10 protein-coding genes are annotated in these 13574 nt (G+C 69.8%); 5 read left to right on the plus strand and 5 right to left on the minus strand.

The features are described from left to right. Nucleotides 1-118 precede the first annotated feature (118 nt). Both AC3WLB_RS03545 and AC3WLB_RS03550 read left to right on the plus strand, forming a co-directional pair. Nucleotides 119-1246 carry a mandelate racemase/muconate lactonizing enzyme family protein gene (locus AC3WLB_RS03545; protein WP_492503331.1) on the plus strand — a complete coding sequence of 376 codons (1128 nt, stop codon included), beginning with the start codon at nt 119-121 and terminating at the stop codon, nt 1244-1246. 6 nt (nt 1247-1252) lie between these two features. Continuing rightward, entirely contained in the window at nt 1253-3805 is a 2553-nt protein-coding gene (locus AC3WLB_RS03550) for a family 78 glycoside hydrolase catalytic domain (RefSeq protein WP_492503333.1), read from the plus strand. Here AC3WLB_RS03550 and AC3WLB_RS03555 read toward each other — a convergent pair. The 4 genes from AC3WLB_RS03555 to AC3WLB_RS03570 all read right to left on the minus strand — a co-directional run bounded on the left by AC3WLB_RS03555 (nt 3766) and on the right by AC3WLB_RS03570 (nt 8249). Next, entirely contained in the window at nt 3766-4842 is a 1077-nt protein-coding gene (locus tag AC3WLB_RS03555) for a Gfo/Idh/MocA family protein (protein WP_492503335.1), read from the minus strand. The two genes, AC3WLB_RS03550 and AC3WLB_RS03555, sit on opposite strands and share 40 nt — an antisense overlap. A 69-nt stretch (nt 4843-4911) precedes the next feature. Next, nucleotides 4912-6345 carry an ABC transporter substrate-binding protein gene (locus AC3WLB_RS03560; RefSeq protein ID WP_492503337.1) on the minus strand — a complete coding sequence of 478 codons (1434 nt, stop codon included), beginning with the start codon at nt 6343-6345 and terminating at the stop codon, nt 4912-4914. 51 nt (nt 6346-6396) lie between these two features. Continuing rightward, on the minus strand, nt 6397-7272 hold the full coding sequence (locus tag AC3WLB_RS03565) for a carbohydrate ABC transporter permease (RefSeq protein WP_083890426.1): 876 nt from the start codon (nt 7270-7272) through the stop codon (nt 6397-6399). A gap of 5 nt (nt 7273-7277) precedes the next feature. Further along, nucleotides 7278-8249: a carbohydrate ABC transporter permease gene (locus AC3WLB_RS03570; RefSeq protein WP_492503340.1), complete on the minus strand. Its 972-nt coding sequence runs from the start codon at nt 8247-8249 to the stop codon at nt 7278-7280. Between the two features lie 226 nt (nt 8250-8475). Here AC3WLB_RS03570 and AC3WLB_RS03575 point away from each other — a divergent pair, with 226 nt between their 5' ends. The 3 genes from AC3WLB_RS03575 (at nt 8476) to AC3WLB_RS03585 (ending at nt 12876) form a co-directional block, all read left to right on the plus strand. Beyond that, the gene (locus AC3WLB_RS03575) at nt 8476-9249 is read left to right on the plus strand and encodes an IclR family transcriptional regulator (protein WP_492503342.1); all 774 of its coding nucleotides are present in this window, start codon (nt 8476-8478) and stop codon (nt 9247-9249) included. A gap of 159 nt (nt 9250-9408) precedes the next feature. Then, nucleotides 9409-12633: a stalk domain-containing protein gene (locus AC3WLB_RS03580; RefSeq protein WP_492503344.1), complete on the plus strand. Its 3225-nt coding sequence runs from the start codon at nt 9409-9411 to the stop codon at nt 12631-12633. 78 nt (nt 12634-12711) lie between these two features. After that, nucleotides 12712-12876, plus strand: coding sequence for a hypothetical protein (locus AC3WLB_RS03585; RefSeq protein WP_492503346.1), 165 nt, complete (start codon nt 12712-12714; stop codon nt 12874-12876). Here AC3WLB_RS03585 and AC3WLB_RS03590 read toward each other — a convergent pair. Continuing rightward, nucleotides 12869-13555, minus strand: a complete 687-nt coding sequence (locus AC3WLB_RS03590; protein WP_492503348.1) for an HAD hydrolase-like protein — start codon at nt 13553-13555, stop codon at nt 12869-12871. The genes AC3WLB_RS03585 and AC3WLB_RS03590 overlap by 8 nt on opposite strands. Nucleotides 13556-13574 lie beyond the last annotated feature (19 nt).

Raw genomic sequence — 13574 nt, forward strand, 5'->3', positions numbered from 1 at the left:
GTGCGTCATCGAGACCTTAGCAGTCAGTTCATTCTGATGGAAGCAAGTTCAGCTAACTGAACTTCAGGACCGAGCAAGATTGACCATGCGGCGCGAGCATCCGATACAGTTCACAATCATGATTGAAAGATCAGCATCGAGAACTTCTGCCGCGCGCATCGCCCGCACCGAGGTCTTCCCGGTCAATCTGCCGGCCACGCCGGCTCAGGTGCAGGCGGGCTACTACCACCGCTACGCCGTGGTGCGGATGACCACCACCGACGGCGTGCGCGGCTACAGCTTCGCGGGGCCGATCGACCGCTCGGTGTGGCCGCTCGTGGTCGAGGCGACCGAGGGGTACCCGGTGCACGACATCGACGGCATGCTCCGCCGCGGACTCGACCGCGGGCACGGCGCCGAGCACGCCGCTTGGGATGCGCTCGGCAAGACTCTCGGCGAGCCCGTGCACGCCCTGCTCGGCGGGGCGCGCACCACGACACTGAAGGCCTACGCGACCCTGGTCTGGCCGGGCGACCCCAGCCAGACCGAGGTCAGCACGGCCGAGATCGTCGACGACGTGCTGGCCTATGAGGCGGCCGGCTTCGAGGGCATCAAGATCCGCTGCTGGCGCCCGCTCGGCGAGAACGCCCCGCTCTGCGAGGCCATCCTGGCGGCGACGAGGCCCGGGTTCACGCTGATGGTCGACCGCACGGCGCACGTCTCGGGCACCACGTGGAGCTACGACGACGCCCTGGCCGAGGCGCGCGAACTCGAGGCCGTCGGCGTGCGCTGGCTCGAGGAGCCGCTGGCCCGCGACGACCTCGCCGGTCAGTCGCGTCTGGCCGAGGAGGTCGACCTGCAGATCGTGGGCGGCGAGGGCTACACCAGCCCTGCGCAGTTCGCCGCCGCATTGACGGCACACAGCTTCGACGTCATCCAGCCGGATGCGGCGATCGCGAACGGCATCCTGCCCACCGTCCGGGTCGCGGCGATGGCCGAGGCGATGGGCGTGCCGGTGTGCCTGCACGGCACCGGCGGACTGCGCCTGCCCGGCTGGCTGCAGGCCGCCGCGTTGATCGGGCCCGAGTGGCAGGAACTCGCGGTGCTGCCGCCCGCGCTCACCCCCGACGAAGCCTGGAGCCTCAACGACAGCGTGCTGCGCAGCGCGCCCTGGCGGATCGAGGGCGGCCGCGTGATCGTGCCGGATGCCCCGGGCCTCGGCCTCGACGTCGACGACGCCGCCCTCGAGCGGTACCGGATCGGCTGACGCGCCGTGGGCATCCGGTTGGCGGGCCTCACCGTCGAGCACAGCCCGGCGCCCCTCGGCATCGACGTGCGGCCGCGATTCGGCTGGCAGGTCGAGGGCGACGGCGAGCCGGTTCAGGTGCTCGGCTGGCGTCTCGACGTGCTGTCGGCCCCGGGCGACCCGCTCTGGACCAAGGAGGACGCGTCCGGCGCCCCCGGTGTCGACGTCGAGTACGACGGGCCCGAGCTGCGGTCGCTGACACGGTACGACTGGCGGGTCGCGGTGCGCACCGACCGCGGCGACACGGTCGCCGAATCGACGTTCACGACCGGGGTGCTCGACGGCGACTGGCGGGGTGCCGGCTGGATCGCGCATCCGTCGGCCGACGGCGCTGCGCCGCTGCTGCGCCGCGAGTTCACGGTGAGCCGGATGCCCGAGTCGGCCCTGCTCGTGGTCGCGGCCGGCGGGTACGCGCGGCCCGAACTGAACGGCGAGGAGTTGCCCGGCTTCACCCTCGCCCCCGACTTCACCGACTACGACGTGACGACGCAGTACGTGGTGACCGACGTCACCGACCGTCTGGTGCCGGGCGCCAACGCTCTCGGCGTCGAACTCGGCCGGGGCTTCTACGGCATGAGCTCGGCGTCGACCTGGAACTGGGAGACGGCGCCCTGGCACGACGACCCCTGCGTGCGCATCCTGCTCGTTGCCGACGGCGAGGTGCTGCTGCGCACCGACGACGAGTGGCGCGCGATCGACGGACCGACCCGCTACGACGATCTCTACGGCGGCGAGGACTTCGATGCCCGCGCCGACCGCCCCGGCTTCTCGCGTGCCGGGTACGACGACCGCGACTGGCGGCCGGCGAGCCGCGCCCGCGGCCCCCGCGGCCGGGCCGTGAACCGGCGGCAGCAACCCGTGGCCGTGGCGGAGCGGTTCGCGCCCGAGTACGTGGAGCAGACGGCGCCGGGCCGGTGGCTGTTCCGGTTTCCGCGGGTGATCGCCGGCCGGGTGCGAATGCAGCTGGCCGGAGCGCCGGGCGAGGTGGTCACCGTCAGCGCCGGCGAGAAGCTGCGGGCCGACGGCCGGCCTGACGCCGACGACCCGGCCGGGTACTACGCCGGTCGCTTCCAGGAGTGCCGCATCACGCTCGCCGGCGAGCCGCTCGAGTGGGTGCAGCGCTTCGGCTACCAGGGCTTCCACTTCGTCGAGGTGACGGCACCGAACCGGCCACACGTCGAGGCCGAGCTCGTGCACACCGCCGTCGCCCGCACCGGCATCTTCCACAGCTCGAGCCCGCTGCTGAACCGGCTGCACGAACTCAGCGTGGCCACCGTGCTGAACAACCTGCACGGGTTGCCGACCGACACCCCGATGTACGAGAAGAACGGCTGGACGGGCGACGGGATGCTCGGCGCGGAGTTCATGCTGCTCAACCTCGACTGCCAGGAGCTGCTGGCGAAATGGGCGGCCGACATCGCCGCCTCCCGGCACGGCTCGGGGGCGCCCGAGGTGATCGCGCCGCACGGCGGCTGGACCATGGACTGGACGCCTGCCCCCACCTGGCACGCGTCGCTGCTGTTCGTGCCCTGGGAGCTCTACCGGCAGCGCGGCGACGTGCGGGTGCTCGCCGACACCTGGGGCGACGCGAGCGCCTACCTCGAATTCGAACTGGCCCGCTGGCCCGACCGCATCGCCGACACCACTCTCGGCGACTGGGTGAGTCCCGACGCCGACCCGGGCGGCGGAAACGCGCCCGAAGACACGCGCATCGCGGCCTCGGCGTTCGTGATCGCCTGCCTCGACATCGCGGCCCGAACCGCGGGCGTGCTCGGGCTCGACGGGCGGCGGTTCGCCGACGAGGCCGCCCGGTGGCGCATCCGCTTCGTGGAGACCTTCTTCGCGCCACAGGATGCCCGGGTCGCCGGCCGGGGCGACGCCGGCTTCCGGCAGACCCACCAAGTGCTCGCCCTCGCCTTCGACCTGCTGCCGCCCGAGCACCGGCAGGCGGTCGCCGACACCCTGGCGCGGGAGATCGCCGAGAACGGTCATCGCCTCAACACCGGCGCGCTCGGCACGAAGTACCTGCTGCCGCAGCTCACCCGGTTCGGCCACGCCGGCACCGCGCTGGCGGTCGCCGAGCAGACCGGCTACCCGAGCTGGGGGCACTGGGTCGAGCTCGGCGCCACCTCTCTGTGGGAGCACTGGAGCCCGGATGCCCGCTCGCACGGCCACTACTTCCTCGGCACCATCGACGACTGGCTGTACTCCGGCGTGGCCGGCCTCTCCCCCGCCTCGGCGGGCTGGCGGAGCATCCGCATCGCGCCGGCCGTGCTCGAGCTCGAGTCGGCGAAGGCGAGCGTGCTGACGCCCCTCGGGCGCGCGGCGGTGAGTTGGCGCCGCACCGGCGGCGTGATCGAGATCGACGTCGAGGTGCCGGTGGGCGCGACCGCGACCGTGCACCTCGGCGAACAGCGCTGGGCCGTCACGAGCGGGGCGCACCGCTTCGTCGGCGCGATCCCGGCGCATCCGGGCTCCGCTCAGTCGTCCACCGTCGAGGCGCCCGCCGCCGGACGGTAGAGCTGCTCGATGATCTCGACCGCCCAGGCCGCGCGCTCGGCGCCGCGGGTGAGCTCGCGGAGTCCCTCCACCGTTCCGTCGCGCTTCGCGGCGGCAGCCGCGTCGAGGAGCGCGGCGACCGGGGCCCCGTTCGGGTAGGTGGACTCGCCGGCTCCCGGCTCGACCCGGCCGGTGTCGCCGTCGACGGTCGTCCAGTCGAGCGTCGCCCGTGCGAGGTCGTGGCGGAGCGACCCGCGTTCGCCGAGGTAGCTGATGCTCTGCTGCGCGAGCTGCCCGGGCGGTGTGGCACCGGAGGACAGGATGCTCGCGACCGCGCCGCCCTCGAGCCGCACGGCGATCGCGTTGGCCACGTCCATCCCCGGCGCCGCGTAGGCCGACTCACCGGTGCTCCGCACCGGGCGCGCGGCCACCGTGTCCAGCACGGCCGACACCACGTGGCTCGTCTGCGACTGACCGTGTCCGCCGCCTGAGATCGCCGGGTCGGCGTAGGTGCCGGGGAGGGGTGCCAGCGCGTGCGGCCGGTTCACCCGTCGCAGATACTCGTCGACGTCGCCCTGGTAGAGCGGGCCGGTGTACGACTCGAACACCGCGTGCACCGCGACCAGGCGGCCCACCGCGCCGGCGGCGAGGAGCGAGCGCGCGGTCGACGCGGCCCTGGTGTGCTGGTAGGGCAGGCTCACGGTGAGCCCGAGGCCGCGCTCGGCCGCGAGATCGACCAGTTCGTGCGCCTCGGCGGAGTGCAGGGTGAAGGGCTTCTCGACCAACACGTGCGCGCCCGCCCGGAGGCCTGCCAGCGCCGCCGGGTGGTGGAACGCGGCCGGCGAGGCGACCACCAGCACGTCGATGTCGCCCGGCGCCAGCAGCTCCTCGACGGTGCCGCTCGTGCGCACCCCGGGAACGACCGCCGTCAGCGCGGCGAGCCGCTCCGGCGACGGGTCGGCCGCCGCTACCAGTGCGGCCTCCGGATGCGCGAGGATCGCTGGGAGGTGGGCGTGGTGGGCCCACCAGCCGCTGCCGGCGAGTGCGACTCGGAGCATCAATACCTCCAGGTACGGGCCCGGCCCGCGGGTGTCGATCCGCCGGCCGGGCCATCAGGGATTCCGGGGTTACTGCTGAACCCAGTCATCCGTCCATTTGCCGTCGGCCGCGACTTCCTTGGCTCCGGTCGTCCACTGGTCCAGGGTCTCGGTGAGCTGGTCGTCGAGCGACTTGTTGCCGGTGAGGTACCCGGTGTAGATCGCCTGACCGAGCACGGCCTTGGGCGAGAGCGAGGGCTGCGGAACCGTGGGGTTCAGTGCCCAGTCGCCCGAGGTGAGCGCCTCGAGTCCGGGAGCGGCCTTGCCGTCGGCGATCGCCGGGATGCCGCCGGTCGCGTCGAGCCAGGGCTGGATGCCGTCGGGGCTGGAGGCGAACTGCAGGAACTTGACCGCCGCGTCGAGCTTGTCGCCCTTGGTGGTGGCGGGGATCATGTAGCTCGTGCCACCGGTGCTCGCACCGGAGCGGGCCGGCTCACCGGTCGCCAGGGGGCTGTCCTCCTTCGTGACGGTCGGGAACGGCATCGCGCCGTAGTCCCAGCCCACGTCCTCGAGGCTGTTCGCCGAGAAGTTCGCGCCGAACGACATGCCGGCCTTGCCGGAGAGGAACTCCTGCGCGCCGGTGAACGCCGCGCCGGTGGTGGCGACGCCCGACCAGTTCGGGGTGGCGCACTCGTCGACGACCTGCTTGGCGAGCTTGTACGCCTCACCGATCTCGGGCGTGTTCTGCGGGGTGAACTCGCCCGTGAGCACGGCCTTCGCGAAGTCCTTCACCGAGATCTGGCTCGAGGTGCCCGGCTTGCCGTCGGGCCCGTAGTAGTTGAGCTCGTCGAAGTACTTGGTGAGCAGCATCGAGGTGATCGGCTTCACCACGTTGTTCTGGGCCAGGTAGCTGTTGTCGAAGGCCAGGGGTGTGTAGCCGGCGGCCTTGATGGCCTTGCAGTCATCGATCAGCTCGCCGTAGGTGGTCGGCGGAGCGTCGATGCCGGCGGCGTCGAACACGTCCTTGTTGTAGTAGAGGCCGTTGATGTAGAGGTTGAACGGCACGAACTCGTAGTGCAGCGCTGCGTTGCGCCCGGCGTTCTTGTCACCGCCGATGTAGTCGGGGTTGAAGGCGTCGATCCACTTCGTGTTGCCCTCGATGTAGGGGTTCGGCGCCTCGAAGTAGTCGTCGAGCGAGACCACCTGGTCGGGCTTGTGCGAGGCCTGGTTGAACACCAGCTCGGGGGCCGTGCCGGCGGCCAGCTGGGTGGAGAGGGTCTGGTAGAACTCGCTCAACGGGAGGACGACCGTGTCCACCTTGATGTTGGGCTCCGCCTTCTCGAACCGCGCCACCAGGTCTTCCCACGCGGGGCCGAAGCTCTGCGCATCCGTGTTCCACTGATTGGGTCCGGCGATGGTGATGGTGGTCTTGCCCTCATCGGATGCGGGCGCGCAGCCCGCCAGCGCGAGGACGGCGGCTCCGATCACCCCGATCGAGGTGATCGTCGTGAGCTTTCGTGACATGGGTGTAGTGCCTTTCTGTGATTGTGCCTCTGGAAACTGCGAACCCGCGGGTCAGTGCGAACCGGGGAGCCCTCCCTGGATGCCCGCCAGGAAGTACTTCGAAAGAAAGAGGAAGAGGAGCAGCAGTGGCAGGCTCGCGATCATGTAGCCCGCGAACATGGCCCCGTAATCGGTGCCCGCCTGCCCTTGGAAGAACAGCAGCCCCACGCTCACCGGCTTCAGCGCGTTGTTGGTGACGGTGAGCAGTGGCCAGAAGAAGTCGTTCCACACGCCGATCACGGTCAGCAGCGACACCGTGCCGACGACCGGGAGGGACAGCGGCAGCATGATCGAGCGGAACAGCCGCCCGGTGCCGGCGCCGTCGACCCGCGCGGCGTCGAACAGCTCCTGCGGGATGCCCTCGATGAAGGTCTTCATGAGAATGGTGCCGAGCACCGCGCCGCCCGCGATGCGCGGCAGGATGAGCACCCAGAGGGTGTTGAGGAGGCCGAAGTCGCGCATCATCACGAACAGCGGGATGAGGCTCGCGATGCCCGGCACCATGAGCAGCGCCACCACCATGATGAAGAAGAACTGCCGCCCCGGGAAGCGGAACCGGGCGAGCACGAAGCCCGACACCAGGCTGAGGGCGACGATCCCGAGGATGGAGATGAGGGCGACGATGATCGAGATCGCCATGAACGGCGCGATCTGGTTCCAGGCGCTGAGGTAGTTCTCGAAGTGGAACGGGAAGGTCGGGGTCCAGTAGCTCACCGCGAACTGCTCGTTCGACTTCACCGAGGTTGTGAGCACGAAGAGGTAGGGCAGGAGGCCCACCGCGACGATGGCGATGAGCAGCACGTGCACGATCACGGTGGAGCGCGACCGCCTGCTGTTACGGCGGGGGCGGGCGCCCCGGGCCGGCGATTCGACGGACAGTGTGGCCATCGGTCTCACATCCCCTTCACGTTGGTGGTGGTGTCGCGGCGGCGGACGAGGGCCACGATGGCACTGAAGAACACGGTCAACACGAACAGCGTCGTCGACAGCGCCGCGGCGTACCCCCAGTTGCCGCCCGAGAACGCCTCGTTGATCATCCGGAGCACCGGCACGGTGGTGGCGTTGTCGGGGCCGCCGGCGGTGAGGATGTAGGCGATGAAGCCGTACTGCAGGGTCTCGATGATGACGAGCACGAGCAGCAGCTGCACCTGGCGGCCCATCAGCGGCAGGTCGATCATGAAAAGGCGCTGCACGCGGTTCACCCCGTCGAGGGAGGTCGCCTCGAAGATCTCCTTCGGGATGTTCTGGAGCGAGGAGTAGAACATGAGGAAGGGCAGCCCCGCCACGAACGGGAAGCCGATGAACAGCAGCGCGAGGAGCGCCAGGTGTGGGTCGCCGAGCCAGTTCTGGGCGAGCCCCCCGAGCCCCACGGCTTCGAGCGCCTTGTTGATGACGCCCTCGTTCGGCTGGTAGAGGAACGACCAGATGAGGGCCGTCACCACACCGGGGAACGCCATCGGCACGATCAGCAGGGTGCGGTAGACGAACTGGGCCCGCTCGCTGCGGAGGCTGATGAGCAGTTCTGCCGCGGCCAGCGGGATCACCCAGGAGACGATGCCGAACACGAAGATGATGCCGAGGTTCTTGAACGACTCCCACCACAGCTGGTCGCTCAGCATGGCGGAGTAGTTGTCGACGCCGATGAAGATGGATTCGCCGCCGGGGTTCCAGTTCCAGAACGAGTGCCAGATGCCGCTCACGGCCGGGTAGTAGCAGAACACCCCGAGCATGACGACGAGCGGAGCCAGCCCGAGGTAGGCGCCCCAGCTGATGCTGCGGCGGCGCGGGCGACGCACCGAGGGTTCGGGTTCTGTGGCGATCACCACCGCTGCCACCACTCGTTCAGGCGTCTGAACCTCGACCATATGTCCTCCACGATGAGTCGGCGGCCGTCGGGTTCGGCAGCCGGTGAGTAAGCGCTCGAAAGTCTTACAGACCATCATGGTTCATGTCAAGGGATTAGCGTTCACGTAGCTGAACTATTGATCGAAAATGCCGGTCAAGAGTTCATCTCGCTGTATCGTGATCCTATCGACGGGATCGGCGGACGCCGATGAGAATGCGCGACGATGTGCGCCGAAGGAGGCAGCGATGGCGACGGACGAGAAGGCCACGAGCGTCAAATCGGCAGAACGAGCACTCAGCCTGATCGAGTTCGTCAGCGAGCACGAGAGCGTGAGCTTCGGCGAGATCCTCACCGAGCTGTCGATCCCCCGCTCCAGCGCCCACGGGCTGCTGCAGACCCTCACCTCCACCGGCTGGGTCGCCCACGACCCGCGCACCCGGCAGTACTCGCTCGGGCTCCGAGCCTGGCAGGTCGGGCAGAACTTCCGCGGCAACACCGACCTGCTCGGCATCGTGCGGCCGATCATGGACAAGCTGGCCGCCGGCGTCGGCGAGACGGTGCAGCTGGCGCAGCTCGACGGCGTCAACAACACCTACATCGCCATCAGTCAGCCGGCGCGCACCATGCGACTGGCCTCCTCGGTGGGCATGCAGCTCCCCGCGCACGCCACCGGCATCGGCAAGGCGCTGCTGAGCCTGCTCCCCCGCGAGGAGGCGGAACGCCGGTTGCGGGCCGCCGCGCCCCTGGCCCACCTCACCGAGCACACCGTCTCCGACGTCGACGAACTACTCGCCCTGGTCGACCGCGTGCACGAAGACGGCTACGCCGTCGACGACGAGGAGTACATGAGCGGCTGCCGCTGTGTCGCCGTTCCACTGCCGTTCGTGAGCGACCGCGACACCCAGCTTGCGATCTCGCTCACCATGCCGACATCGCGCACCACCGCGGAGTGGCCGCTCGACATCTACGAGTCCCTGCGGCGCTCGATGGCCGAGCTCGAGACGCTCATCCGCCCGTAACTCCCCCCTGTCACACTCCCGCCGATCGGCGGGCTCTTCGGCGACCCCTCTTGCGTTCCACCTCGCGTACCCGGTAGCTTCATCGCGCAAGTTCATTATTAAGAATGCCAGTTCACGTTTATGAACTGGCATCGGGGTACTGGGGATAAGGGAGTCCACATGAACGACGCCGCTCACGCGCAGACGCCACCACCGCCGGAGGGTCAGGAGCACAGCCAGGGCCGGGGACTCACCCGGCGTTCCTTCTTCACGATCGCGGCCGCCGCATCCGCCGCCGGCCTGCTGCTGCAGGATTCGGCACCGCGCGCGGTCGCGGCGGCGCTGCCGTCGTTCGTGCCGGCGGGCGTGCAGAGCGCGCCGGGGACGACGTGCTACCTGATGGATGAGGACTTCCAGTTCCCCAACCTCGTCACCGACCCGGTGCTGATGGTGCCGTCGGGGTGGGATGTGCGGCAGGCCGGCGGCAGCTTCAGCGCGGCGTACAACCGCTGGGCGAAGATCACCGACAGCAACCCGAGCATGCCCGTGGTGATGCAGAAGCGGTTCCTGGCGCAGACGGCGGGAGTCATCACCGTCGACTTCCGGTTCGAGCCCGTCACGCAGCTGAACGGCGTGACCTGGACGATCGGCGCCGCGGGCTCGGCCGGCACCATCGCCACGAACGCGATCGTGGTGGCCGCGACCGCATCGGCGCTGACGCTGCAGTCGCCGAGCGGCGCCGTGACCCTCGCGAGCTACAGCCTGGCCCAACCGGTCGGGGTGCGGGTGGTCGCCGACATCGACCAGAACCTCGTATCGGTCTTCGTGAACGGCGTCTCGGCCGCGAGCGCGGTGCCGTTCAGCCAGGCGTCGACCGTGCTCGACACCTTCGCGGTGCAGACGGCGGATGCCTACACCGGCAACTTCTACTTCGATGCGGTGCGCATCCACCGCGGCTACCTGGCCAACGAGTCGTTCATCACGGTGCCCGTGGGGTCGGTGCCGACGGACTGGTCGATGACCGGCGCCGGCGCCGTGTTCTCGGTGAAGGAGCTGCACGGCTCGACCTACGCCGACAAGTACAGCCTGCTCGTCGACACGACCGCGGCCACCGCGCCGGCGGTGTTCGCGCGGAGCGTTCCCGCGCAGACCGGCGACCTCACCTTCTCGTTCCGCTTCTTGGCCCCGCTGGGCGCGCAGGGGCTGACCGCGACGCTCTCGGGCGGCGGCACGCCCGGCGCACAGCTCTCCGTCGCATCCGGGGTCATCTCCTACACCGACGGCTCGGGCTCCCCGGTCGCCTGCTACGACTGCAAGGCCAACCTCTGGTACGACGTCGTGATCTCGGTCGACCCGCAGAACAGCGTCGCCACCATCGCGATCAACGGCAAGACCGCGGCCGCGGGCGTGGCGATCCCCACGGCCACCTCGATCGACACGGTGACCTTCAGCGTGGCTGCGGGCACGCAGGGCAAGGTCTACCTCGACGACATCCGGCTCTTCCAGACCTCCTCGGAGCCGGCGGACTACGTGCCCACCCCGGTACCGGTCGACACCGGCGACTACCAGGTGGGGGTGCAGACCTTCGCCGGCTGGCGGGAGGGGCACCACCAGGGCTGGGATGCGATCACCCCGTACCCGAGCCGGAAGCCCCTGCTCGGCTGGTACGACGAGGGCGACCCGGAGCTGACCGACTGGTGCATCAAGTGGCTGGTCGAGAACGGGGTGTCGTTCGAGCTCTCCTGCTGGTTCCGGCCGGTTGACGGCGTCGGGCAGCCGATCAAGTTCCCCTACCTCGGGCACCACCTGCACGACGGCCTCTTCAAGGCGAAGTACAAGTCGATGCTGAAGTTCGCCATCATGTACGAGAACATCGGCAGCGGCGCCACGAACAGCAGCGACTTCCGCACCGTGATGGTGCCGTTCTGGATCGAGTACTACTTCCGCGACCCGAACTACCTCGTCATCGACAACAAGCCGGTGTTCTCCATCTTCTCGTTCCAGAAGATGAAGGACACCTTCGGTGGCACCACCGCCGGGGTGAAGGCCGAGATCGACTTCCTGCGCGCCGCGGTGCAGGACGCCGGCTTCGACGACATCATCCTCATCACGCCGCAGCCCTTGAGCGACGCCGCGACGGTCGGCGTCACCGCGCAGTACAAGTACAGCGTGGGATCGGTCGCCGCCTTCGAGGACGCCTACCAGATGAACCTCCTGCAGTGGCGCAGCACGACGGCGGTGGTGGATGTGCTGCCGACCATCTCGATGGGGCAGGACCAGCAGCCGTGGGCACTGACGCCGGGCCTGTGGGCCGACGTGCCGACCTACGAGGCGAACGCCACCTGGGTGCGCGACGAGTTCATCCCGACGCTGCCGAGCACGAGCCTCGGGCGCTCCCTCGTGCTGGTCGACAACTGGAACGAGTTCGGCGAGGGCCACTTCGTCATGCCGAGTGCGCTCGCGGGCTTCGGCTACGTCAACGGCATCCGCAACGTCTTCGGCACCACCGCGGGCCCGTCGAACGTGGTGCCGACGGCCACGCAGCTGGCGCGGATCAACAAGCTCTACCCGGCCGGCCGCACGCAACCCCTGCGGGAGATTCCCGCACCGGCGAAGCCCGACGACTACTGGCACCACTGGACCTTCGACACGGATGGCGACACCGAGGGCTGGGAGGACGACAGCAACCACCAGGTGATCAACATCCAGGTGGCCGGCGGCTACCTCACCGGCACCTCGACGGGCACCGACCCGGGCATCGTCTCGGCCGACCACCTCGGCATCGACGCGAAGCTGGCACCGTGGGTGAAGATCCGGATGAAGAGCGACACCCCCGCCGAATACCTCTTCTTCACCACCGAGGCCGACGGCAGCTGGACCCAGGACAAAGGGGTGCAGATCATCAACGACGCGGCGAACGACGAGTTCGGCGTGGCCTACGTCGCCGTGTGGGGCAACCCGAGGTGGGTGGGCACGATCCGGCAGATCCGCGTCGACACGATGGGTACGCCCGGCGACTTCACGATCGACGAGATCGGCGTGGTGAAGGTGCCGTTGCCCTCGCCGGGCCTCCTCGTCGCGGGCAAGTACGACCGGGTGGCGCAGCCGAGCATCGCGAGCAACGGCACCCCGATGGTGCCCGCGTTCTGGGTGGCGGAGGCGACGGGCGGCCGCCCGGAGTGGCGGCCCGACACCCAGTGGTTCGTCGCCGTCTACGGCGGCACCTCGCTCATCGCCCAGATCGGCAGCAGCACGGCCCACTACGGCGCGACGAGCATCCATCTGGATGCGCCGCCCGTGCTGGTGGGCGGCCGGGTGCACGTGCCCGCGTCGCTGTTCCACCAGGCGCTCGGCTACACGGTGACCTTCGACACCACGACGCAGCTCATCACGATCACGCCGTGACGCGGCGCGGGTGAAGGGCGGGGTGAACCCTCCGCCCTTCGCCCGGTCGGGCGCGTGGCCGCCGGGTACGGTCGTCCGGTGACCAGGACTCAGTACTCGCGGCGCGGGCGCTTCTACCGGCCGGAGCTCGAGACCGGGTGGCAGCGGCTCGGTCGTAGCTGGGTGTTCCGCATCACGGCCGGCGCGGTCGTGCTCCTCGGCGCCGCCGCGCTCGTGGTCGCCGCCGTCCTGCGCTTCAGCTGAGGCCGGCGCGGCGGGCGCCGTCGAGGAGTTCGCCCACCGTCTCCGCGAGCTGATCGGGGCGCAGCACCGTGCGGGTGGCCGTCGCCCCCTCCGTCGCGCGGCCGTAACCCCAGCCCGCCCACACCGAGTCGATGCCGTTCGCGGCGGCCCCGTCGAGGTCGTGCTCCCGATCCCCCACCATCACCGCCGGCCCCGACGCTGACGCAACGCGATCGAGCACCTCGCGGATGATCGCCGCCTTCGACTCGCGCTCCCCCGTGGGCAGGTAGCCGACGACGACGGCGAAGCGCTCCCGCAGGCCGTGCTCGTCGAGCAGCGCGAACGCCTGGGCCTCGGGCTTCGAGGTGGCGATCGCGAGCGCGGCACCCCGCGAGGCGAGCGCCACCAGGGCGTCGCGGATGCCCGGGTACACGGTCACCCCGTCGCGGAAGTGCTCGTCGGAGATGCGTCCGTACAGCCGCCCGGCCGCCTCGGCCTCGTCACGGCCGAGCCCCGCCCGGGCAAGGAACGACTGCCGCACCGGTGGCCCGATGTAGTGCCCCAGCTCCTCGTCGCCCGGCACCGGGAGGCCGAGCTCGGCGAACGTCGCCCGGAGCCCCGCGAGGATGTTCGCGCCGGAGTCGACCAGGGTGCCGTCGAGGTCGAAGATCACGAGTTCGGCTGCAGGTGCGGTGTGCATGCGTTTCGTCCTTGTCCTG

The organism is Herbiconiux sp. FW305-C-125 (assembly GCF_058783455.1).

What these genes read in the sequence shown, in the direction of transcription:
- AC3WLB_RS03580 (WP_492503344.1), top strand. Translation starts at nt 9,409, where the DNA reads ATGAACGACGCCGCTCACGCGCAGACGCCACCACCGCCGGAGGGTCAG.
- AC3WLB_RS03590 (WP_492503348.1), bottom strand. Translation starts at nt 13,555, where the DNA reads ATGCACACCGCACCTGCAGCCGAACTCGTGATCTTCGACCTCGACGGC.
- AC3WLB_RS03575 (WP_492503342.1), top strand. Translation starts at nt 8,476, where the DNA reads ATGGCGACGGACGAGAAGGCCACGAGCGTCAAATCGGCAGAACGAGCA.
- AC3WLB_RS03545 (WP_492503331.1), top strand. Translation starts at nt 119, where the DNA reads ATGATTGAAAGATCAGCATCGAGAACTTCTGCCGCGCGCATCGCCCGC.
- AC3WLB_RS03570 (WP_492503340.1), bottom strand. Translation starts at nt 8,249, where the DNA reads ATGGTCGAGGTTCAGACGCCTGAACGAGTGGTGGCAGCGGTGGTGATC.
- AC3WLB_RS03555 (WP_492503335.1), bottom strand. Translation starts at nt 4,842, where the DNA reads ATGCTCCGAGTCGCACTCGCCGGCAGCGGCTGGTGGGCCCACCACGCC.
- AC3WLB_RS03565 (WP_083890426.1), bottom strand. Translation starts at nt 7,272, where the DNA reads ATGGCCACACTGTCCGTCGAATCGCCGGCCCGGGGCGCCCGCCCCCGC.
- AC3WLB_RS03560 (WP_492503337.1), bottom strand. Translation starts at nt 6,345, where the DNA reads ATGTCACGAAAGCTCACGACGATCACCTCGATCGGGGTGATCGGAGCC.